The 22,753-nt window shown below is 55.9% G+C and carries 14 protein-coding genes; 13 read left to right on the top strand and 1 reads right to left on the bottom strand.

Annotation, left to right across the window (positions count from 1 at the left end):
• Positions 1 to 147: 147 nt before the first annotated feature.
• Positions 148 to 897: a GntR family transcriptional regulator gene (locus ACYVI1_RS01030; RefSeq protein WP_460905727.1), complete on the bottom strand. Its 750-nt coding sequence runs from the start codon at positions 895 to 897 to the stop codon at positions 148 to 150.
• 207 nt (positions 898 to 1,104) lie between these two features.
• Between ACYVI1_RS01030 and ACYVI1_RS01035 the strand changes: the two genes are divergently transcribed.
• The 13 genes from ACYVI1_RS01035 to ACYVI1_RS01095 all read left to right on the top strand — a co-directional run bounded on the left by ACYVI1_RS01035 (position 1,105) and on the right by ACYVI1_RS01095 (position 22,744).
• Positions 1,105 to 1,893 carry an SDR family NAD(P)-dependent oxidoreductase gene (locus ACYVI1_RS01035; protein ID WP_460905730.1) on the top strand — a complete coding sequence of 263 codons (789 nt, stop codon included), beginning with the start codon at positions 1,105 to 1,107 and terminating at the stop codon, positions 1,891 to 1,893.
• A gap of 208 nt (positions 1,894 to 2,101) precedes the next feature.
• Positions 2,102 to 3,004, top strand: coding sequence for an ROK family protein (locus ACYVI1_RS01040; protein ID WP_460905734.1), 903 nt, complete (start codon positions 2,102 to 2,104; stop codon positions 3,002 to 3,004).
• The gene (locus ACYVI1_RS01045; RefSeq protein ID WP_460905737.1) at positions 3,001 to 3,828 is read left to right on the top strand and encodes a sugar isomerase domain-containing protein; all 828 of its coding nucleotides are present in this window, start codon (positions 3,001 to 3,003) and stop codon (positions 3,826 to 3,828) included. Before ACYVI1_RS01040 ends, ACYVI1_RS01045 begins: the two co-directional genes overlap by 4 nt.
• On the top strand, positions 3,825 to 4,706 hold the full coding sequence (locus tag ACYVI1_RS01050; protein WP_460905740.1) for a sugar phosphate isomerase/epimerase family protein: 882 nt from the start codon (positions 3,825 to 3,827) through the stop codon (positions 4,704 to 4,706). Before ACYVI1_RS01045 ends, ACYVI1_RS01050 begins: the two co-directional genes overlap by 4 nt.
• A 1-nt stretch (position 4,707) precedes the next feature.
• On the top strand, positions 4,708 to 6,126 hold the full coding sequence (locus ACYVI1_RS01055) for an FAD-dependent oxidoreductase (protein ID WP_460905743.1): 1,419 nt from the start codon (positions 4,708 to 4,710) through the stop codon (positions 6,124 to 6,126).
• Between the two features lie 8 nt (positions 6,127 to 6,134).
• Entirely contained in the window at positions 6,135 to 7,097 is a 963-nt protein-coding gene (locus ACYVI1_RS01060) for a phosphotriesterase family protein (RefSeq protein WP_460905746.1), read from the top strand.
• A 7-nt stretch (positions 7,098 to 7,104) separates the two neighbouring features.
• Positions 7,105 to 9,804 carry a PQQ-dependent sugar dehydrogenase gene (locus ACYVI1_RS01065; protein ID WP_460905749.1) on the top strand — a complete coding sequence of 900 codons (2,700 nt, stop codon included), beginning with the start codon at positions 7,105 to 7,107 and terminating at the stop codon, positions 9,802 to 9,804.
• Positions 9,805 to 9,815: 11 nt separating this feature from the next.
• Positions 9,816 to 11,018, top strand: a complete 1,203-nt coding sequence (locus tag ACYVI1_RS01070) for a Gfo/Idh/MocA family protein (RefSeq protein ID WP_460905752.1) — start codon at positions 9,816 to 9,818, stop codon at positions 11,016 to 11,018.
• Positions 11,019 to 11,134: 116 nt separating this feature from the next.
• Positions 11,135 to 12,850 (top strand): GMC oxidoreductase, encoded by a 1,716-nt coding sequence (locus ACYVI1_RS01075; protein ID WP_460905755.1) that lies wholly within the window; start codon positions 11,135 to 11,137, stop codon positions 12,848 to 12,850.
• 175 nt (positions 12,851 to 13,025) lie between these two features.
• Positions 13,026 to 13,409 carry a hypothetical protein gene (locus ACYVI1_RS01080; protein ID WP_460905758.1) on the top strand — a complete coding sequence of 128 codons (384 nt, stop codon included), beginning with the start codon at positions 13,026 to 13,028 and terminating at the stop codon, positions 13,407 to 13,409.
• A gap of 239 nt (positions 13,410 to 13,648) precedes the next feature.
• Entirely contained in the window at positions 13,649 to 18,100 is a 4,452-nt protein-coding gene (locus ACYVI1_RS01085; RefSeq protein ID WP_460906137.1) for a CusA/CzcA family heavy metal efflux RND transporter, read from the top strand.
• 22 nt (positions 18,101 to 18,122) lie between these two features.
• Positions 18,123 to 19,370, top strand: a complete 1,248-nt coding sequence (locus ACYVI1_RS01090; RefSeq protein WP_460905761.1) for an efflux RND transporter periplasmic adaptor subunit — start codon at positions 18,123 to 18,125, stop codon at positions 19,368 to 19,370.
• A gap of 332 nt (positions 19,371 to 19,702) precedes the next feature.
• Complete coding sequence (locus ACYVI1_RS01095; protein WP_460905764.1) at positions 19,703 to 22,744, top strand: two-component regulator propeller domain-containing protein; 3,042 nt, start codon at positions 19,703 to 19,705, stop codon at positions 22,742 to 22,744.
• The last annotated feature ends 9 nt before the right edge of the window (positions 22,745 to 22,753 follow it).

Genomic DNA, 22,753 nt, shown 5'->3' on the forward strand with positions numbered 1-22,753 from the left:
CAAGGCGTCCGACCTATGCGGCACCGCCCGTGCGGGCCGGTTCAGGACCCGCTCCGGATAACTTGCAAAGGGTCGTTCGGGGCGCCGATGCGATAGACATGCGGAACCTCAGGGCCGTTAGTAAGCCGGGCCTACGGTTCGCCGGGGTTAGAACCGGCCCTGCAACAAAAACTGGTCCGTGCGGGCGAACAGCAGGGAGAAAAAGCTAAAATCCGATTTATTCGTATCGATTCGTTTTTCCAGCCGCAGAACCGGACTACCGGGTTCAATCTGTAATTGACCGGCTATAACCTGGTCTGCGGCTAAAGCCTGAATTTTTTGCTCTCCCCCCGTAACGACCAGGCCATATTTTGTTCGTAATAAATCGAAAAATGAACGGTTGGCCAGCCGCTGACGGGGTAAATTGGGCAAATACCGATTGGGCAAAATCAGCTTTTCGTAAAACACCGGACTGTCATTGACCGACCGGAGCCGTTCCAGAAAATAATACAGCGCGCCCGGTGTTTCGTCGGTTGGGTAAAACAACAGCTCCTGAGGAAATGAACCCAGCATGGGTTTGGTCAGAATGGAGGTCGTGATGAATTCCGATGGCAGCTCTTCCTGAGTTGTTGCTTTCTCATCAGCGTTGACCATGTGTGTTTTCAGCGACATCACCCCCAGGCCAATTGGAATTGCCTGCACGATACTTCCCTTGCCCTGGTGCTTCCGAATATAGCCTTCCTGAACCAGCAGCGCCAGGGCCTGCCGGATGGTTGGCTGCGTCAGCCGATACTGCTGCTGAAGCACACTTTCAGAAGGCAATAAATCACCCGCCTTAAATACGCCCCGGATAATATCCTGCCGCAGCGTCTCATACAAATATTGGTACTGAGGAATGCGGTTTAGCTGGTCATTCATATAGGCGATAAATATAATGCATTGGTAAGAAAACCTACTGCTCTATTTTTCTACCTATCTTAATATCTAAATTAATTTTCAGATTAATACATTCATAATCAGGGTATTATAAAAATTCTATAAAACTTATTATAATAAGTTCTTGGATTTAACCTGTGTTGCTTTTATCTTCGATGCCTTAAAGCACCCCAGAGCAACTTCGAAGCTATGAGTCAGTGGTTAGAGCAGAAGCGAATCGTTATTATTGGTGGAACAACGGGTCTTGGCCTATCGGCTGCCAGGGCGTTTGTCCGGGAAGGAGCGTCGGTTATCGTCGTTGGTCGGGATGCCGAAAACGGACGACTGGCCGAAGTGCAACTGGCGGGCAAAGGCATTGCCATCAGTAGTGACGCCACCGACCCGGCTACCGCCCGCACCGCTATCGAACGCTGTCGGGAGGCATTTGGTGGGTTTGATGGCCTCTACCACGTTGCCGGGGGCAGTGGTCGACGCCACGGCGATGGTCCGCTCCATGAACTGAGTCTTGATGGCTGGAACTACACAGTTGCTCTGAATCTAACCTCGCTGATGCTCTCGAATCAGGCGGCAGTACAGGCCTTTCTGGCGCAGGGAACCGGCGGTACGATTCTGAACATGGGCTCTGTACTGGGCTATTCACCGTCTCCTGCCTACTTTTCGACCCACGCCTACGCGGCCACCAAGTCCGCTATTATTGGCTTCACCAGGTCGGTAGCGGCCTATTACGCCCCAACCAACATCCGCATCAACGTACTGGCTCCCGCCCTTGTCGAAACGCCAATGGCACAACGGGCCGCGCAGGATGATGTGATTTTATCGTTCATCCAAACTAAACAACCGCTGGCGGGCGGGCGAATCGGGAAAGCCACCGACCTGGATGGGGCGGCTGTTTATTTTCTTTCCGACGCTTCGTTGTTCACCACCGGTCAGGTGCTGTCGGTCGATGGCGGCTGGGGCGTCAGTGAAGGCCAGATTTAGGTATGGGCAATCAAGCGCTACGCCCAATTGCTGCCAAAGCTGACGCCCCTACGGGGCTGCGGAATGGTGCTGGTTCAGCCCCGTAGGGGTGTTAGCTTTGGTAGCCTGTCGTACCCCGTCGGGTTCAGCCCTGTAGGGGCGTCTGGTTTGGCAGCAATTGGGCGTAACATCAGTCAATAACTCAATAACCCATTAACCAACAACGAAATTGAGTCAGGCAATAGGCATTGATTTAGGGGGAACGCGCATTAAAGGTGTGCGGATTGACACGAGTACGGGAACGGTTCTTCAGCAGTTGATTACGCCAACCGGCGATGGCGAAGGCGGAAACTGGCAACGTGCCATAGCCGATACGGTTCAGCTATTGAGCCAGCAGGCGCCACAGCCAGTCCAGGGTGTCGGTTTGTCGGCACCGGGCCTGCCTACTCCCGACAATAGGGCTATTGCCTGTATGCCCGGCCGACTGCAGGGGCTGGAGGGTTTCGACTGGTCGGCTTACCTGGGCCAGCCCGTGCGGGTGCTGAATGATGCCCATGCTGCCCTGATGGCCGAAGCCCGGTTTGGTGCCCTACAGGGCGTGCAGCATGGCCTGATGCTGACCCTCGGCACGGGCGTGGGGGGCGGGCTGCTGCTGAATGGACAGCTATACCAGGGGTTCTTTCAGATGGCGGGTCACCTGGGGCATATCACGGTCAATGCCGATAGTGTGCATCCCGATATTACAAGCATGCCCGGCAGCCTGGAAGATGCCATCGGCAACGCAACGGTTAGCCGCCGGTCGTTTGGCCGCTACCAAAGCACGCACGACCTCGTCGATGCCTACCAACAGGGGGAGCCCCTGGCAACGCTGGTCTGGCTGACGTCGATTCGGCAACTGGCGGTTTCCATTGCCTCACTGGCCAATGCGTTTTCGCCGGAGGTTGTCGTGCTGGGGGGCGGTATCGTGCAGGCTAACCGCGTTCTGCTGGACCCGCTTCAGACTTTTTTCGACTTGTTTTCGTGGCAACCGGCGGGAAAAAAGACCGCCATACATAAAGCTTATTTTGAGGAATGGGCTGGCGCCATTGGCGCGGCTGCTTTTTTAACCGATGAATCAAAAAAAACGATATGAATCTGACAACGCAATACATCCAGCATAGCCGGGCTTTGCTCGACACCATCGAAGCGCAAACGGCAGCTATCCAGCAGGCAGCTACCTGGTTCAGCGAGACCATTCTGGCCGGGCGCATGGTGCACCTGTTCGGCAGTGGCCACAGCCGCATTATGGTGGAGGAAATGTGGCCGCGCTACGGCTCGTTTCCGGGCTTCAACCCCATTGTTGAACTCTCGCTTACCTTCCACAATCTGGTGGTTGGCGCCAACGGACAACGGCAGGCTATGTTTCTGGAGAATGTACCGGGGCTGGCTCAGCGCATCCTGCGTAACTACGATCTGTCGGAGCAGGATACGGCCCTGATCATCTCGTCCAGTGGCTGCAATGTCGTGCCCATCGAAATGGCTGAATTGTTTCAGCAGCAGGGCATTCGGGTAGTGGCCCTGATTACGAAACAACACGCCCAGAAAAGCACGAGCAAGCGCACCGATGGCAAAAAACTAAGCGATTTCGCCGACTTGATTCTCGACACAGGCGCTCCCGTGGGGGATGCCATGGTAACCGTTCCAGGACTGGATACGCCCGTTGCTCCCGGCTCGACGGTTGGCGGAGCCGTTCTGATTAACTGCATCAAAGCCGAGGTAGCCCGGTTGCTCACCGAGGCTGGTCAACCGCCCAGGGTATTATCAGCGGCCAATGTAGTTGGCCCCGACAGGGCCGTTGCGTTGTTTGAAAGCGCCTACGACGAACATGCCCACCGGCTGGCCAAACTCTACGAGCGGGTCGGCATACCGTCCTACGTCAGTGAGCAGGCCGATACCAGTATCCCGCAGCAACCATGATGACTCGTCGCGCATTTTTAGGAACGGCCGCCGGGTCGATAGCGGTGGCACAGGACTGGCCGCTTACGGCCCCGAAACCCACACTGGGCATCCACGTTTGGGTATTCTCGTCGGACAAACCGAATTACGACTGCTTTCCGGTGCTCGATCAGGTGTTCGCCGACACAAAATATGCCGGGTTCGATGCCATCGAACTGATGGACGTCACCCTGCGCCATAACGACGCCGTCCCGAAGATTGGCGATTTGATCCAGCAAACCGGTGTATCGTTGATTGGCGCATCGTATGGTGGAGCCATGTGGGACAAACAGAAACAGGCCGAAATCATCGACGATGCCGGCACGATCATGGAACGCCTGTCGAAACTGAAAGGCCGCACATTCGGCCTTTCCGTTGGCGAGGCCAAACGCAAAAAAACACCCGAAGAGTTTGACGTACAGGCCGATACGCTGAAAAAGATTCAGGCCCTCGGCAGGCAGTATAGCGTTGTTCCCAACCTTCATAACCATACGTATGAGGTGACTGACGGCTTGTATGACTTAAAAAACTCCCTGCAGCGCGTTCCCGACATCGCGCTTGGCCCTGACCTCGACTGGCTGTTTCAGGCCCGTGTGGATGTACCCACGTTCCTGAAAACCTACGCCGACAAACTTGTGTACATGCACCTGCGCGACCACCTCTGGACCGGCGTCTGGTCGGAAGCCCTGGGGGAAGGCATCCTGGATTTTAGCGCGATTGCCCGTCAGTTGAAGCAGCTTGGCTTTTCGGGGGATATAACCGTTGAACTCGCGTTTCCGTGGGGATACCAGCCTACCCGTCCCATTCGGGAAAGTCTGAAAATGAGTCGGCAGGTTATAAAAAAACAGTTTGGTGTATAAGATGGCTACCCTATTCAATCACCTTTCTATTCCACTGCTGGCCGAGGTCGACGTGCTAATTATTGGTGCGGGTTCGGCGGGGTGCGTGGCTGCCCTGTCGGCGGCCTGCCGCGATCAGTCCGTTTCGGTGATGCTGGTCGAACGATACGGGTTTCCCGGCGGTACCTCCACGCAGATGCTCGACACGTTCTACGGCTTTTTTACGCCCGGCGCTTCGTCCCGCAAAATTGTCGGCGGCTGGCCCGACCGCATTGTGAATGAGTTGGATAGCGCGGGCGCAGTGTTTCTACGGCCAAATACGTATGGAGCCGGAACGGGCGTTAACTACAACCCCGAGCGCCTGAAACTCGTCTGGGATCAACTCATTCACCAGCACGGCATCCGGTATCTGCTGCACACGACCCTGATTGACGTGGAGCAGACTGGCGAACGTTATAGCTGTATATTCTGGAATAAAGGCGGGATTCAACAAGTGGTGGCCCGGCGGGTTATCGACGCATCGGGCGATGCAGATTTTTGCCATCTGGCGGGTTTTGCCTATGAAATTGCCGGCCAGCACGAACCCGCCCAAAGCCTGACAACGACCTTCCGCATGAGCAATGTCGAACTGGAAGAGTACGAGCAGGCGGGCGGCAAAAAAATGCTCGCCCGGAAAATGCAGGAAGCCGTTGACAGCGGTCGGCACCCGTTGCCCCGCAAAGAAGGCTCGGCTCATGAGATGAACGCCCAAAAGTGCATCTCGACCGTTGCGGTAAAAGTGGCCGGGCTATCGGCCTTAAACGCGGAAGAACTGACCAAAGCCGAACTTGAAGGCCGACGGCAGGCATTCGTGTATGAGACTTTTTTTCAGGCGGACATACCGGGTTATCAAAACGCCAGCATCATTGGCCTGTCGCACCAGATTGGCGTTCGGGAAACCCGGCGCGTTTATGGCGAACACCGGCTAACGAAGGACGAATGCCTGGCGGGGCTACTGCCCGACGACCGTATTTTTCTCTGCGGAGCCCCTATTGAAGACCACCGTCACGATCAGAACGGAGCCGACGAAACGTACTGGGAATACATTCCTGGTTCGGGGATCTATGGCGTTCCCTACGGCACCATTGTGCCGAAAGGAAGCCAGTCGGTTTGGGTAGTGGGCCGGTGTTTTTCGGCCACGCACGACGCCCATGCCTCGTGCCGGTCGATGGCCCAGACCATGTCCATGGGGCAGGCCGCCGGGCTGGCGGCTGTGCAGTCATTGCGTACTGATGAAGCCGCTAATAGCCTGACGGTGAACCAGCTTCAACAGGATTTACATGAATTGGGAGCCATTCTGGATATTCCCGATGCGGTGGCCGATACGTCCCGACATGGCTGGAAGGCCAACTTTCCGACCTCTGCCGAACGGGCTACGCAACGAAACCCGACCCTAACCTGATCTACGTTATGTCGTTTATCCGAACCGTTTTGGGCGATATTCCGCCGACGCAGGCGGGCATTACGTATGCCCACGAGCACCTCATCATCGAGGAAAGTTTTCCGACGCTGGCGAACCCGGATTTTTTGCTGAACGATGTCGATAAGATATCCGCCGAACTGACGCAGGTGTATGAGGCTGGTGGGCGAACGATGGTCGATACGATGCCCGCCAACTGTGGCCGCAACGTACTGAAACTGGCGGACGTATCCCGCCGGACAGGGATTCAGATTATTGCGCCTACGGGTATTCATCTGGAGCAGTATTACCCGCTTACGCACTGGCGGTATCAGTATTCCGAAGACCAGTTAACCCGCCTGTTCATGGCTGATGTGGACGAAGGGATCGACCGCTATGATTACAATGGCCCCATCGTGGAACGAACGACCCACAAAGCGGGCCTGATCAAACTGGCCACCGCTGACGACCCCATAAGTACGCATCAGGCGCTGATTTTCCGGGCGGTGGTCAACACCCACCGCGAAACGGGTGTACCCATTCTGACCCACACCAATGCAGGTCGTCAGGCCATTGCCCAGGCCGAACTGTTCGCCAAACTTGGGGCCGATTTGCGGCATGTGGTTATCTCACACATGGATCGCAACCCGGACGTAGCCTATCACCGCGACCTGCTGAAAACCGGGGTTCGGGTTGAGTTCGACAGCGCCTTTCGCTGGAAAAATGGGGAAGAAAACGGGACCTATCGACTGCTGGAAGCCCTGCTCCCTGATTTTCCCGACCAGATCACCGCCGGGATGGATGCCGCCCGAACCACCTACTGGCAAGCCTATGGCGGCTCGCCGGGCTTAACGTATCTGCTAACGACCTTCCGCAGCGAACTCAGCCAACGCGGGCTGGGCGATTACTGGAACCGCCTGATGATCGACAACCCAGCCGCTTTATACAGTTTTACCCCCCACTTACCAACGTAGTTCAGTCATGATCAAGACCTTATTCCATTCCCTCTCGCTGCTGGTTGGCTTCACCCTGCTATTCTCTCTATCGGCCTGGCAGATCCGACCCGGCGATGACGAAAAAACGCCCGAAGAAAGCCGGTTCAGTAAAGTTGTTCTGGCCGAAAATTTAGACGAACCCATGGAGCTTGCTGTTCTGAAAGACGGGACAGTCCTGTTCATTGAGCGAAAAGGAAAGCTGTTGGCCTATGATCCCAAAACGGCGAAAATCCGCCAGGTAGCCAGCCTGAACGTTCACACCAAACATGAGGACGGGTTATTAGGGATGACACTGGATTTGAATTTCGACAAAAACCAGTGGATTTACCTTTTTTACTCACCCGCCGGCGATGTAGCCCAGCAGTACGTTTCCCGGTTTGTGTTTGATGGCGCCAGCGTTGATCCAGCCAGTGAAAAAGTGCTGCTGAAAATCCCGACCGACCGCGAAGAGTGCTGCCATTCAGGGGGTTCGCTGACCTTTGGCAACGATGGCAATCTGTATATTTCAACCGGCGATAACACCAGCCCGTTCGGGTCCAACTACTACGCGCCGTTAGACGAACGCCAGGGCCGAAAATCCTGGGATGCCCAGCGTTCGGCGGGCAATACCAACGACTTACGCGGCAAAATTCTCCGGATTCACCCCGAAGCCGATGGCACTTATACCATTCCCGACGGCAATCTTTTTCCCACGGCCACGCCTAAAACCCGCCCCGAAATTTATGTGATGGGCTGCCGGAATCCCTTTCGTATTTCGGTGGATGCGAAAAGAGGGTACCTGTACTGGGGTGATGTAGGCCAAAATGGCGAAAAAGACAGCGAACGCGGCCCCCGAAGCTGGGACGAATGGAATGTGGCCAAAACCGCTGGCAACTTTGGCTGGCCCTACTTCGCGGGCAACAACCGGCCGTATGCGGCCTATGACTTTGCCAGCGACAAAGCCGGGGCTTTTTTCGACCCCCAAAACCCGGTAAACCGCTCGGTCAATAACACCGGCTTAGCGGAGTTGCCGCCTGCTCAACCGGCGTTTATCTGGTACAATTACGCCGAATCTGATGTATTCCCGCACCTGGGAACCGGCGGGAAAAGCCCGATGGCCGGACCGGTTTATTATGCAGACTCGTACAGGAATTCAGACCGGAAATTTCCGGCTTATTACGATGGCAAGCTCTTTATTTTCGAATGGCTGCGGGATTGGATTGACGTCGCGACGCTGAAAGCGGATGGCTCACTGGACCGTATCGAACCGTTTATGCCCCATACGGAATTTGCCCACCCCATCGACCTGGATTTTGGGCCGGATGGGGCCATGTATGTGCTTGAATACGGGACGTACTGGTTTTCCCAGAATGCAAACGCCCGCCTGTCGAGGGTCGATTATGCCGAAGGGAACCGCCCGCCCGTGGCCAAAGCCAGGGCGAACAAAACGGTCGGAGCCGCCCCGCTCACCGTTCAGTTTTCAGCAAACGGGTCGTTCGATTACGATAAAAATGATCCCCTCTCCTATCAGTGGTTTTTTGATACGAAAAGTGGAGTTAGCCAGTCATCGGAAAAAGACCCGTCCTACACCTTTAAGAAGCCGGGCGTCTATTCGGTTGTGCTGAACGTGTCGGATGCCCACCAAAAAACGTCGACAGCGACAGTATCGGTAAAAGTGGGCAATGAAGCACCCACAGTCGCACTAAACTGGACGGCAAACAAATCGTTTTACTGGCCGGATCAGCAGACGCCCTATCGGGTGCTAATCGCGGATAAAGAAGATAGGTTGACGGGGGGCATCAACCCTAAAAAAGCAGTTGTCCAGTTCGAGTACATTCCTTACGGCGAAGATATTACCCTAGCCGCCCAGAACTACGAATCGGCCGTGAGCAGCACCCGGCTAAGTGCCGGCCAAAAACTCATGAATGAAAGTGACTGTAAAGCCTGCCACGGGCTGGATAAAAAATCGATCGGTCCCGCTTACCTCGACGTAGCCAAACGCTATAAAGGAAACACCCAGGCGACAGCCACCTTAGCGGCTAAAATCATTAAAGGTGGAAACGGGAACTGGGGCGAGAATGCCATGTCAGCGCACCCGCAGCTAACCCTCGACCAAACAACCGAAATGGTCCGGTATATTCTGTCATTGGCCGATGCGCCATCCACGACTCCATCGCTGCCATTAACGGGCACGGTGGCCATGACCGGGCATAGCCGCGATAAAGCGCCGGGAAACTACCTGATGACGGTGTCGTATACCGACAAAGGGGCCAACGGCGTAGGGCCTGTTACCACCCGCACTGATATCTTACTGCGCCCGCCGGTGGTAGAAGCCACACGCTGCGATAGTTCGTCGAAGGTAAGTATTCTGAAAAGTGCGGCAGAAAATCAGATAAAATTTACGGCCAATGGTGCCTTTGCGGTTTTTAAAGCAATTGATCTGACGGGCATTAAAGCCGTAACGTTTCAGTTACCCTCGTCGCCGGTTACGGGCGAGTTGACGCTTCACCTTGATTCACCAACCGGGCCTGTCATTGGGAGAGCCGATATTCTGACAGCGGCCCGCGCCGAACGCTATACAACCCCTGTAGGGGCCACAGCCGGCAGGCACACGCTGTTCCTGGTGTATAAAGACAGCAAAGGCAACGCCACCATGTGGTCTGCCCCCAGTTTAAGCCTGATTACATTTCACAATTCAGCCCACTAAACCCGACAGATATGCAACGAATTGCCATGCTGGGGGGCGGCTTCATTGGCCGCTTCTACGCCGAATCCCTTCAAGGCCAGCGCAGCCGCGACCGCGTCGTGGCCATCTATGCCCGTCGGGAAGAAACCGCCAGAAAGTTTGCCGACGACTACGGCTGTGCCATCTGGTCAACGGAGATGGAAACGGTTATTGCCCACCCCGACGTAACGATGGTGTGTATTGCGCTGCCCAACAATCTCCACGCGGCCGCCGTTGAGTTGTGCGCCAAACACAAAAAGAACGTCGTTTGCACCAAACCCCTGGGGCGTAACGCTGAGGAAGCCCTGCGAATGATGCACCTTGTGGAAGAGGCCGGAATTTTTGGCGGCTACTTGGAAGACCTGTGCTACTCGCCTAAGTTTCTGAAAGCGCTGGAAAGCGTTAAAAGCGGGGCGTTGGGCCGGATTCTTTGGGCAAAATCCCGCGAAGCGCATCCCGGACCGCACTCGAACTGGTTCTGGGATAAAGAGCAGGCCGGTGGCGGCTGTATGCTCGATTTGGGCTGCCATTGTGTCGAAATTTCCCGTAGTTTTATCGGGAAAGACATCCGGCCCGTCGAGGTGATGTGCTGGGCCGCTACCCAGGTGAAGCCCATCGACGCCGAAGACCACGCCATTGCCTTAGTGAAATACGAAAATGGCGCCATCGGCCAGTTCGAGGTAAGCTGGGTGTTTCGGGGGGGTATGGACCTCCGCGATGAGGTGATGGGCACCGAGGGCACCATCTGGATCAACAACTTTCTGCGGACGGGCTTTGAGATGTACACCTCCGGAAAAGGGGCCCATTACGTGGCCGAAAAGGCCGAATCGAACACGGGCTGGCTCTTTCCCGTGGGCGACGAAGTGAACGATCTGGGCTATAACCACATGTTTACCGACATGTTCAGGTCGTGTGAAGAGGGCCGCAACCCCGCCGAAACGTTTTACGATGGCTATGTCGTGAACGCGGTGCTCGATGCGGCTTATCGCTCGGCGGAATCCAGACAGTGGGAACCCGTCAGGCTGCCCGTCTGGCGGGGACAGGAAGGGTTGACTCCGGAAAAAACACTGACAGACTACGACGCTGACTATTATTTGATTAAGGAGGAAATTACCCACGACGGCCGGCACAAACTGATTCTGAAAGAGAAAGTGAGTGGCAAAATCGTGGAGAAAGATCGGCTTACCGTGAATTGATTTTTTCTGACAGGATTTTTTCTGTTCCAAGAGAGTGTCTAAAAATTAGATTTCTGTTGGAACAGAAAAAATCCTGTCAATCCTGTCAGAAAACCTTGTCCTAAATCTACAATCACATGAACCTCACAGGAAAAGTCAATCAGTATGACGCCATCGTTATTGGCTCTGGCATCAGTGGCGGGTGGGCCGCTAAAGAGCTGACCCAAAAAGGGTTACGAACCCTCGTTCTGGAGCGGGGCCGACCGGTTGAGCATGTAACGGATTATCCCACGACGATGTCCAGTCCCTGGGAAATGGCCCACCGGGGCCGTTATCCGCTGGATACCCTGGCTGCCAGCCCGACGCAGGCCAAAGTGGGTTACGTCTTCAACGAGTATTCGGGGCACTTTTTTGTGAAAGATACCGACCATCCCTACCAGCAAACAAAACCCTTCGATTGGATTCGTGGCTACCAGGTGGGAGGCAAATCGCTAACCTGGGCCCGCTGGACACAACGCTGGGCGCCGTTCAATTTTGACGATAACCAGAAAGACGGGCACGGCGTCGACTGGCCGATCCGCTACCCGGAATTAGCCCCCTGGTACAGCTACGTCGAGAAATTTGCCGGTATCAGCGGGAACAAAGATGGCCTGTCGACCCTGCCTGATGGCGAATTCCTGCCGCCCTTCGAGATGAACTGTATTGAAAAAAGTGTGCGCGATGCCTGGAAACAACACTATGCCGACCGTCACCTCATCATCAGCCGAACGGCCAATCTGAGCAAAGCCCAGCCCCTTCATCTGGCGTTGGGCCGGGCCGATTGTCAATCGCGAAACTGGTGTGCCCGGGGCTGTTTGTATGGCGCGTATTTCAGCAGCAATTCGGCTACATTGCCCGCAGCCGCTAAAACCGGCAAGCTCACCATCCGCCCGTTTTCGGTGGTTCATTCCATTCTGTATGATGAAGCAAAACAAAAGGCCACCGGCGTTCGCGTGATCGACACAAATACGAAAGAGATGACCGAGTATTATGCCAACATCATTTTTGTGAATGCGGCTACGCTCAATTCCACACTTATTCTCCTGAATTCGACCTCGCATCGGTTTCCGAATGGATTCGGGAATGACAGTGGTGCGCTGGGGCATTACCTGATGGACCATAATTACCGGGGTCGGGTAGCGGGGGTTTATGAAGGCACGAAGCTGGATGACACCTACTATTACGGGCGTCGGCCAACGGGCACCTACGTTCCCCGGTTCCGTAATGTGCTCAACGACAAGCAGATGGATTTTGTACGGGGCTATGCATTTGCCTGCGGGGGCGGACGGGCCGGTTGGGAACGGGGCAATGCGGTGGAAGGCTTCGGGGCTGACTACAAGGAAACGCTGACCCATCCGGGCGAATGGTCATTCAGCATGACAGCCATGGGCGAAATGCTGCCCCGCTACGAAAATCAGGTCAACCTGAACCCCGACAAAAAAGATCAGTGGGGTATGCCCACGCTCGCCATTGATTGCCGCTGGAGCGAAAACGAAGACAAGATGACCCTGGATGCCATTGAACAGGCCAAAGCGATGATGGAAGCAGCCGGAATCCGCGTTACGGCGGCCTTTGATAACCACCAGGCTCCTGGGTTGGCCATTCACGAAATGGGAACTGCCCGCATGGGCAAAGACCCCAAAACGTCGGTTCTAAATAAATGGAATCAGGTCCATGCCGTCAGGAACGTGTTTGTGACGGATGGGGCCAGCATGGCTTCCTCGGCCTGCCAAAATCCGTCGCTGACATACATGGCCTTAACGGCCCGGGCGGCCGACTACGCCGTTCGGCAGCTGAAAGCCGGCAGCCTGTAGCTGGGTGTTTAACCATGCCGGGACTGTACTGACTTGCTTCTTTTTAGAGATGTAGAAGCGAAGAAGGGCTGCTTTCTCGTATTACACACTGGTCTATGTCTAAATTAGCCTGATTTAGCGCTCTGCCTAAACTTTCAGAAATACTTTACGTTAAGCAAGAAAACAAAGTGCATTCATGAGATCAGTCGTTGCTTGGTTGCTGGCAGGCTTAGTGCTGGGGAGCAGTTTGCTGCCGGGCTGTGGCGTGGAGCAATCGACCAAACTAATCGAACTGATGCAGCATTACCAGTACCACCTGAAGGCTGAGCCCGGACTGAGTTTCACCGACTTTATGGTGATGCATTATGGCGAAGACTCCGAGCATCAAAAGCATCCCAACCACAGCCACCACGATCTCCCTTCGGTAGGCCACCTGTCTGGCTTCACACCAGGCAGTGTCTGGCTCCAAATTTCGTCAGATCGCCCGGTCCTGCTCCCTGCTCAACTGGCCTTCTCCCGCTACACGAATCTGTACTCATTTCTGAGCGTTTTTTCGCTGATCAATCCGCCCCGACGCTGATTTCGCGTATCTGCAGGCCAACTTGTGCCCATTCGGGTAGCGCTGCTCTGCCTCTTTCTCCCCTGGTTATGCTGCTTTTCTGATGACCTAAGCGTTGTCTGCCTGGGTTGACACAACCAGGCGCTGCCCTTAGTTGCTCGGTGGGCCTGCATTCTTTCCGGCAAAAATTCCCCTTCATTGGCCAGACGATGATCGCCTGCGCCGAAGGGTCTTCATCTCTGGCTTATTCCTCAGTCGCTATGCTGAACGCTATCATTCATTTTTCAATTCATAATAAACTCATCATTGGGTTTCTGACGCTGGCCCTGGTAGTTTGGGGCGGCTGGTCGGCTACGCAACTGCCCATCGACGCCGTTCCTGACATCACCAACAACCAGGTACAGGTCATTACCAGCAGCCCGGCCCTGGCGGCCGAAGACATCGAGCGGCTCGTGACCTTCCCCATCGAAGTGAGTCTCTCGAACATTCCGGACCTGATTGAAATCCGGTCGTTCTCCCGGTTCGGTTTGTCCATCGTGACGGTCGTTTTTACCGATGCCACAGACGTGTACTGGGCGCGTCAGCAAATCGCCGAACGTCTGCAGAACGTCGTCAGCCAGATTCCACCCGGCGTGGGTACGCCGACCATGGCCCCCGTGACGACCGGCCTGGGCGAAATTTTTCAGTACACCGTTAACCCCAAAAAAGGGTACGAAAGCCGGTATTCGCTCACCGACCTGCGTACCATTCAGGACTGGATTATCCGGCGGGGGCTGCTCGGTACGCCCGGCGTGGCCGATGTCAGCAGTTTCGGGGGGCTGTTGAAGCAGTACGAAATTGCCGTTGACCCCGACCAGCTTCGGAGCGTGGGCATCACCATGACCGACCTCTTCACGGCCCTCCAGCAAAACAACCAGAATACCGGTGGGGCCTATATCGACAGCAAACCCAATGCGTATTTTATCCGCTCCGACGGGTTGATCAGCACCCCCGACGACATCCTGAACAGTGTGGTGCGGCTAAAGCCGGATGGGTTGCCCGTTCGGGTGCGCGACGTGGCCCAGGTGCAGCCGGGGTCGGCGGTGCGCTACGGGGCCGTTACCCGCAACGGACAGGGCGAAACCGTTGGGGCAGTGGTGATGATGATTAAGGGCGGCAACTCGTCGGAGGTTATTAAACGGGTGAAACAAAAGATTACCGACATTCAGAAAACGCTGCCCGAAGGCGTGGCCATCGTGCCGTTTCTGGACCGCACCAAGATGGTCAACAGCGCCATCGGAACCGTTCAGCGCAATCTGCTGGAAGGCGCCCTTATCGTCATCTTCGTGCTGGTGTTGCTGCTGGGCAACTGGCGGGCGGGGGTTGTGGTTGCTTCCGTCATTCCGCTGGCCCTGCTGTTTGCCATTTCGATGATGAACCTTTTCGGCATATCGGGCAACCTGATGAGCTTAGGCGCCATTGATTTTGGGCTGATTGTGGATGGAGCCGTCATTATAGTAGAAGCTACACTGCACCATTTCGGACTGCGAACGAGTGAACGAGTGAACGAGCGGGAGAACCAGAAACTGGCGCACCCCCATTCGCTCTTTCGCTCGTTCACTCGTTCACAATCAGAGATGGACGACGAGGTGTATGGGGCTGCCAGCCGGATTCGGTCGTCGGCTGCGTTTGGGGAAATCATCATTCTGATTGTGTACCTGCCCATACTGGCGCTGTCGGGTATTGAGGGCAAAATGTTTCGCCCCATGGCCTTAACCGTTGGGTTTGCCATTATGGGCGCGTTTATTCTGTCGCTGACCTACGTGCCCATGCTGTCGGCGTTGCTGCTCAGTAAGCGGGTCGAGCGCAAACAAAGTTTTTCTGACAAGCTGATGGTTCGGCTACAGCGGATCTATGAGCCGATTTTGCTGGGGGCGCTGCGCCACGGGCTACCGATTCTGGTCAGTGCCGCAGCGTTACTAACGGTGTCGGTTCTTGTGTTCGCCCGCTTAGGTGGTGAGTTCATTCCGCAGCTCGATGAAGGCGATTTTGCCGTTGATACCCGTACCCTGACGGGCAGTTCCCTGTCCGAAACGGTCGATGCTACCCTAAAAGCCGAGCGGATTCTTCTGAAGCAGTTTCCCGAAGTGGAACAGGTCGTCGCCAAAATAGGCTCCGGTGAAATTCCGACTGACCCAATGGCCATCGAAGCGGCCGACCAGATGGTGATTCTGAAACCGCGTGCTGAGTGGACATCCGCCAAAACCCGCGATGAACTGGCTGGTAAAATGGCGGAGGCCCTGTCGGTGATTCCGGGCGTTACGTTCGGTTTTCAGCAACCGGTGCAGATGCGTTTCAACGAACTCATGACCGGGTCGCGGCAGGATGTGGGGCTGAAAATTTACGGCGACGACCTGCACCAGTTAGACTCCTTAGCCGGTCAGATCGGCAGCCTGATTCGCCAGGTCGATGGCGCGAAAGATTTGTATGTGGAGCAGGTGGCAGGCTTAGCGCAGATTCTGATTAAACTCGACCGGGGTCAGCTTGCCAAATTTGGCTTAAACGTAGCCGACGTGAACCGAACCATCAATACGGCCTTCGCGGGGCAGTCGGCGGGGTTGGTTTTTGAAGGCGAAAAACGCTTCGATCTGGTGGTGCGCTTAGCCGCTGCCAAACGCCAGAGCATCAACGATATCCGCAACCTGTTCGTCTCCTCGCCGACGGGTCAGCAGATTCCGCTGGCGCAGGTAGCGCAGGTCAGCCTGGTGCAGGCTCCCAACCAGATTCAGCGCGACAATACCCATCGGCGTATTACGCTGGGCTTCAACGTGCGGGGCCGCGATGTGGAGAGCATCGTCACAGAATTGCAGCAGAAGGTAGCCCGGCAGGTCCGGTTTCCGCCGGGTTACTCGGTAACCTACGGCGGCCAGTTTGAAAACTTAATAGACGCCAAAAAACGGCTTGGCATTGCCGTGCCCGCAGCCCTGGGGCTAATTTTTACCCTGCTGTTTTTTACATTCCACTCGGTACGGCAAAGTCTGCTGATTTTCATGGCGATTCCCTTAGCCGCCGTTGGGGGCGTGTTTGCTCTGCTGCTGCGCGGAATGCCCTTCAGCATTTCGGCGGGGGTCGGATTCATTGCCCTGTTTGGCGTATCGGTGCTGAATGGCATTGTGCTGATTGCTGAATTCAACCGGCTGCGCCACGACGAGGGGCTAACCGACCTGACCGAAATTATCCGGCAGGGAACCCAAACGCGCCTGCGGGCCGTGCTGATGACCGCCCTGGTGGCTTCGTTCGGCTTTCTGCCCATGGCCTTGTCGAATTCGGCGGGGGCCGAGGTGCAGAAACCGTTGGCCACCGTCGTGATTGGCGGGTTAGTGACGGCTACGCTGCTGACCCTGCTGATTCTGCCCATTCTGTACGCCTTGTCGGAGAAAAAGTCCATTGACCGGCAGGCCGGTGCCGCCCAGAAAACAAGGCAGAAAACCATTCTGACCGGTATGGGTCTATGGCTGCTCCTGGCCAGCAGCAGTTGGGCACAGGCGCCAAACCGACAGACGCTCACGCTGGAACAGGCGTTGCAGCAAGCCACCAGCCAGAATGCACAACTCCAACTGGCTACCCTGGAGGTAGGCCAGCAACAGGCCCTGCGCCGGACGGCCTACGACGCCGGACGATTGTCGGCCATGCTGATGCTGGGGCAATACAACAGCCGACGGTTCGATAACAACCTGACCCTGACGCAATCCATTCCAAACCCGACGCTGATGCGCCGACTGGCCGACCTCAACGATCAGACGGTTGCCAGCAGGCAGGCAGCCGCCTTAGTGGCCCGGAATGAGGTGCAGTACCAGGTAAAATCAGCGTACCATGAACTGGTCTATCTGCTGGACAAGAACCGCTTGTTTCAGCAGCAGGACACCGTACTGGCCGAGTTTGTTCGCGCGGCAACCCTGCGCCTTCGGGTTGGCGAAACGGGCAGTCTGGAGAAAGCGACCGCCCAGAGCCAGTGGGCCGACCAGCGCGTTCGGCTGGTCCAGAATCTGGCCAGTCAGGCAGCGGTTCAGAGCAGGCTGCAAACGCTGCTTCTGCGGGCTGCCCCGATCGCGATACCCGCCCAATCGCTCACCAAACTGCCGCTGTTGCTGCCAACGGACAGCACCGCCCTGACTCAAAACCCACTGCTGGGGCAACTGTACCAGCAAATCCGGGTGAGCCAGCAAACCCGGCTGGTTGAGCAGGCGCGCCAGAAGCCCGATTTGCTGGTGGGGCTTTTCTCCCAAACGCTGACGGGCTATCAACTCATCGACGGGCAGGAGTTGTATTTCGGACCCGGCTACCGCTTCACTGGTGGTCAGGTTGGGCTTACCTTTCCGCTGTTGCGCGGGGCCGGGCGCGCGCGGGTAGAAGCGGCCCGGATTGGCGAGCAAGTGGCCCGGACGGACTGGGAAACCGGGCAATTCGCGCTCCGGCAGCAGTTCAGCCAGGCCCTGCAACAGTACAACCACTACCGCGATGCGCTGACTTACTATGAACAAAACGGACTCTCGCAGGCCCAGCTTATTCAAACCCAGGCCCGTCGTGCCTTCGGTGGTGGAGACATTGGGTACGTTGAATTCTCGCTGGCCCTGCAACAGGCCCTGACCATCCGCATGAATTACCTCGATCTGCTCCACCAACACAATCAATCAGTCCTCTACCTCAACTATTTAGCCGGGAATCCATACTGAATTCCGGCCAGCCTGAACGACCATGACTACCCTGACTCGATCCGTTTTTTACCAGCCAATCGGCCGGTTGCTCGTCAGCTCACTGATTGGATTATTGGCCTGCCAGTCGGCGGAGAGCAACCGTACCGCATCTCAGACGCCGACTCTACCCGTTCGGGCAGACTCCGCCCAGCCCGTGCCTGGGCAGCCAGTACGCGTGTCGCTCACGCCCGCCCAGTATGAAATGGCGGCTATCAGACTGGGGCAGCCCCTCCCCCGCCCCATGCATACCCTCCTCCAGGTCAACGGCACACTCGACGTACCGGCCCAGCATCAGGTATCGGTGTCGGTGCCGTTTGGCGGCTATATCCGTCAGATACGCCTTGAACCGGGGATGCACATTCGTAAAGGGCAACCGGTCGTGGTACTCGAAAATCCCGACTACATCCAGTTTCAGCAGGATTATCTGGACACCAAGGCCAAATTAGCCTATGCCACGCTGGAGTATGACCGCCAGCAGGAGTTGAGCCGCGACAATGTAAGTGCCTTAAAGGTCTTTCAGCAAACCAGAGCCAGCCAACAGAGTTTACAGGCTCAACTGGCAGGAATGGGCCAACGCCTGTCGATGCTCGGCATCAACCCGGTGGCCCTCACACCCGACCGCCTGACCCGCACCATTACCGTACCAGCGCCGGTGTCGGGCTTTGTGACGGATGTTCCCGTTAACAACGGCCGCTTTGTGACGCCTGCTGATGTTGTTGTTCAGCTCACCGACATGAGCCACCTGCACGTGCAGCTACGGGTGTTTGAAAAAGACATTCCCCGTATTCATACCGGTCAGCGAATACGCTTCAGTTTGGGGGCGGATCAGGGTGGTTCAGGCAACTCCCTGACCCATCGGGGCACTATCTTTCTGATTGGCAAGTCGATTGCCCCTGACCGCACCATTCCCGTACTGGCCCACCCGGAGGGTTATGCCGGGGACTACATTCCCGGCGCTTATGTGTCAGCCCAGATAGACATCCAGACGCAGCCGCTCCTCACCCTGCCCCAGGCGGCTGTGGTCGACTACGGCGGAAAATCGTATATCTATGTGCTGGAGCACCGACCGGACAGCACCACCCGGCCCGCAGCCTACCCGTTTCGGCAGGTAGCGGTGAAAACAGGCGTTCGCGAGCATGGGTACGTAGCCGTAGTGCTACCGGCTACCCTCGATGCCCGAAAAACGCCCATCGTTATCCGTGGCGCTTATGATTTGTTAGCCAAGCTCAACAACAGCGAGGAAGAGTGAGCCGCTCGACCTGATGGCCGTATTCACGCAATTTTACTGAAGTTCCGGCTGAGTGTAGTGAGTAGCCGTCCGCCCCTGCGTTTAGCTACAGTTGCCGGGCAGTTCCGGCATTTGTGATTCAGAAAAGGACAGGCGCTGGAAATTACCTGCCCCTGAACCACCGCCACCTAATCATTCTGGTTAACGGTTCATAACCACAAAAGCCCGGTTAACGAACCGTTCCTACCGGCTGGCATCGTTTTTTTTGCCTATCCTTAGGGTCTGCATGTACCTTTTCCCACTATCTTTCCTAAACTGCGTTTTCCGTTGCGTCGCACTTAATTTGATTGGCTATGAAAGTGCCCGGTTCTTTTGCCCGTTCATTGCTGATCCACTATTTGTTCGTCCTGCCCTTCATGACGCAGGGCAACAATGTACCCTTCAAGCACCTGACGGAAGCCAATGGGTTGCCCGATCCAACCGTGCGTTGTTTTACGCAGGATCGATACGGATTCATCTGGATGGGTACGGACAATGGCTTGTGCCGCTTCGACGGGCGCGTCGTCAGAACCTTCGTTAATGTGCGGCATCAACCCACTTCGCTGCCCCATAACGGCGTTGCTGCGTTATACACCGATTCGGACGGGTATATTTGGGCAGGTTCGCCCCAGTTTATAGCCCGCTTCGACTACACATCGCAAAGCTTCCAACAATTTCCGCTGCCCAATGGCGCCCGGGCGAACAGCTTCATCGAGGACTCAACGGGCACCCTCTGGATTGCTACCGAAAAGGGAATGCTTTATTTTAACCGTCGGGCAATGCGCTTTACGAGCGGCCCCCTCCGCGACCCCTCACAGCGCCAGAAGTTGGCCAACTGCCGGGTACTCCAACTCAGGACCAACGATCGGGGAACGATCTTCGTGGCCACCGATAAGGGGCTAAAGTGCATCCTTGCCGGTAGGCAGACAGTTGACGAGTTTCATCACGACCCGGCCAATCCTGAGTCAATCAGCGACGAGTACGTGACCGCCCTGGCTCCTGATGGGCACGGGGGAGTCTGGCTGGGAGTTGATTATGGCAAGGGCCTTCTTGAACACCTGACCCTCCGCACCGGGCGGGTAAAAAAAGTTAATATGCGGCAGTTTCGCGGGTATCAGCCACAGTCTACAGCCATAAATGACATTCAGGTCGAGCCAGACGGCCGGATTTGGGTTGCCGCCCACCGAATTGGGTTGATCCACCTTAACGCCCATACCCTGCACGGTGAACAATATCAGCCCGATCCCTTTATTCCATCGAGTTTACGGGGCCAGCACATACTCGCCCTGTTTAAAGATCGCCAGGGGTTAATCTGGCTCGGTACAGAAAACCTTGGCGTAAACTGGTTCAATCCCAGTCGACCGCTGTTTACCCGGTTTGGCGAAACCCAGGATGCCCAGACCAGTTTGCCCAGCCACTGGGCACGCACGGCCCTGGAAGACAAACGCGGCAATTTGTGGCTGGGTACGGCCAACGGGCTGGTTGCTTACCAAACGGGTAAGGGCTTTGTGCAGCGATTTACCTCAACCGATTCGTTTTTGCCGTTTTATTCCATCCGGTCGCTGGCGGAGGATGGGTCCGGTGCCATCTGGATTGGCACCGGCAAGGGCATCAATCGCTATTTACCCGCTACCAACCGGCTGGAGTCCTATCCAGAACCCGATCCGGGTGGTGGGGGGTTTTATCGGGATTTGCTGGTGTCCCGGCAAGGCACCGTCTGGGCCGCTTCGACGGGAGGACTGCGCCGGTATAACGCCCGGCTTGACCGCTTTGAGTTGTTAACAACCGACTCTTTATTTGGCTCCTATGCGAAGTTGCATGTGCGATTTATTGCCGAGGATACCACTGGCGGGCTTTGGATTGGCACCCACGGCGAAGGGCTGCTGTACTGGAACCCGGCCCGAAAAATCATTCGCCATTATCGGCATCAGCCGGGTAACCGGCAGTCGCTGGTCGACAATTATGTTACGTCTATTGCTATCGAAAACGCCGGGCGGGTTTGGATAGCAACGCTCAACGGCCTATGCACGTTTGAAGAATCTACGCAAACGTTCCGGTCGGTCGATCACCTGTTTCGCACCACCCAGTTTGGGTCGCTGCTGATTGATACCCACAATCGAATCTGGACCGGAACCAATGCGGGCCTGTATTGCTTAGATGCTGACCGCCAAACGACCCATCGGTTCGACGAGGGAGATGGGCTGCCGTCCAACAAAGTAAGTGACCAGCGAGCCTGTCGATTGCGTGACGGGCGATTTTGTTACGCCACGCTACAGGGATTTGCGCTGTTTCGCCCCGAAATGCTCCTGGCCACACCCCCCGGCCCAGGCCCGGTTAGTTATCTGACGAATTTCTCGGTCTTCGATCAGCCGCATCCATTGCCCCGAAATCCTGAAGCAACCACGGCCGTGAGCCTGCGGGCCGACGAGAATTTCTTCACCTTCGAATGGGCAACGCTGCATTATAATAACCCCGAGAAATGCCGCTACGCCTACCGGCTGGTTGGGTTTGATCGGGACTGGGTGTACCCCAACGAGCCGATAGCTCAATATACCAACGTACCAGGGGGCGATTATGACTTTGAGTTCCGCAGCAGCCTGACACCCGGTCGGTGGGACGGACCCGTCCGGCACGTTCACGTCCACCTGGCCACGGTGCTGTATAAAAAAGGTTGGTTCATTAGCTTAATAGGGCTGTTGGTTCTGGGGATTGCCGTTGGATTTTATCAATACCGGATGCAGCAGACGATTCGCATGGCCCGGCTGAAAATGCGGGCGACCCGGCTCGAAAAAGACAACGCGCTGGTGCAGTACCAGAATCTGATCAATCAGCTCAACCCCCATTTTCTGTTCAACAGTTTAGCGGTACTGGATGGGTTGATTACCAAAGACGGAAAACTGGCCCGCCGATACCTGAGCCGACTGACCAAGGTATATCGCTATCTGATTGAAAACGAGCGCATCGAGGTGGTGCCTCTCGAACGGGAAGTTAAATTCCTGACGGACTTCGTTAGCTTGCTCACGACGCGCTATGGGGGCGGTTTCCAGGCCGAAATTTTGATACCAGAGCCTATGCTTCAACGAAAAATTGTGCCGGCCACACTGCAGAACCTGATCGAAAATGCCCTCAAGCATAACACAACCGATGAAGAATCACCACTACGGGTGGGCATCCGGGTGCTGGACGATCACTTACTGGTAGAAAATAATGTCCAGAAACGCTCGGTCGTCACCACATCGAATCGTAAAGGATTAGATAACCTCAAACGGCTGTACCGCTACCTGACCAACCGACCCCTGCGAACCGAAGAAACAGATGACCACTTTACAGTATATATTCCCTTGTTAGACAAATAAAGCCCCTTC

It is taken from the genome of Spirosoma areae, from assembly GCF_054781775.1.

What these genes read in the sequence shown, in the direction of transcription:
- ACYVI1_RS01075 (WP_460905755.1), top strand. Translation starts at nt 11,135, where the DNA reads ATGAACCTCACAGGAAAAGTCAATCAGTATGACGCCATCGTTATTGGC.
- ACYVI1_RS01035 (WP_460905730.1), top strand. Translation starts at nt 1,105, where the DNA reads ATGAGTCAGTGGTTAGAGCAGAAGCGAATCGTTATTATTGGTGGAACA.
- ACYVI1_RS01045 (WP_460905737.1), top strand. Translation starts at nt 3,001, where the DNA reads ATGAATCTGACAACGCAATACATCCAGCATAGCCGGGCTTTGCTCGAC.
- ACYVI1_RS01080 (WP_460905758.1), top strand. Translation starts at nt 13,026, where the DNA reads ATGAGATCAGTCGTTGCTTGGTTGCTGGCAGGCTTAGTGCTGGGGAGC.
- ACYVI1_RS01090 (WP_460905761.1), top strand. Translation starts at nt 18,123, where the DNA reads ATGACTACCCTGACTCGATCCGTTTTTTACCAGCCAATCGGCCGGTTG.
- ACYVI1_RS01030 (WP_460905727.1), bottom strand. Translation starts at nt 897, where the DNA reads ATGAATGACCAGCTAAACCGCATTCCTCAGTACCAATATTTGTATGAG.
- ACYVI1_RS01065 (WP_460905749.1), top strand. Translation starts at nt 7,105, where the DNA reads ATGATCAAGACCTTATTCCATTCCCTCTCGCTGCTGGTTGGCTTCACC.
- ACYVI1_RS01050 (WP_460905740.1), top strand. Translation starts at nt 3,825, where the DNA reads ATGATGACTCGTCGCGCATTTTTAGGAACGGCCGCCGGGTCGATAGCG.
- ACYVI1_RS01095 (WP_460905764.1), top strand. Translation starts at nt 19,703, where the DNA reads ATGAAAGTGCCCGGTTCTTTTGCCCGTTCATTGCTGATCCACTATTTG.
- ACYVI1_RS01085 (WP_460906137.1), top strand. Translation starts at nt 13,649, where the DNA reads ATGCTGAACGCTATCATTCATTTTTCAATTCATAATAAACTCATCATT.
- ACYVI1_RS01055 (WP_460905743.1), top strand. Translation starts at nt 4,708, where the DNA reads ATGGCTACCCTATTCAATCACCTTTCTATTCCACTGCTGGCCGAGGTC.
- ACYVI1_RS01060 (WP_460905746.1), top strand. Translation starts at nt 6,135, where the DNA reads ATGTCGTTTATCCGAACCGTTTTGGGCGATATTCCGCCGACGCAGGCG.
- ACYVI1_RS01070 (WP_460905752.1), top strand. Translation starts at nt 9,816, where the DNA reads ATGCAACGAATTGCCATGCTGGGGGGCGGCTTCATTGGCCGCTTCTAC.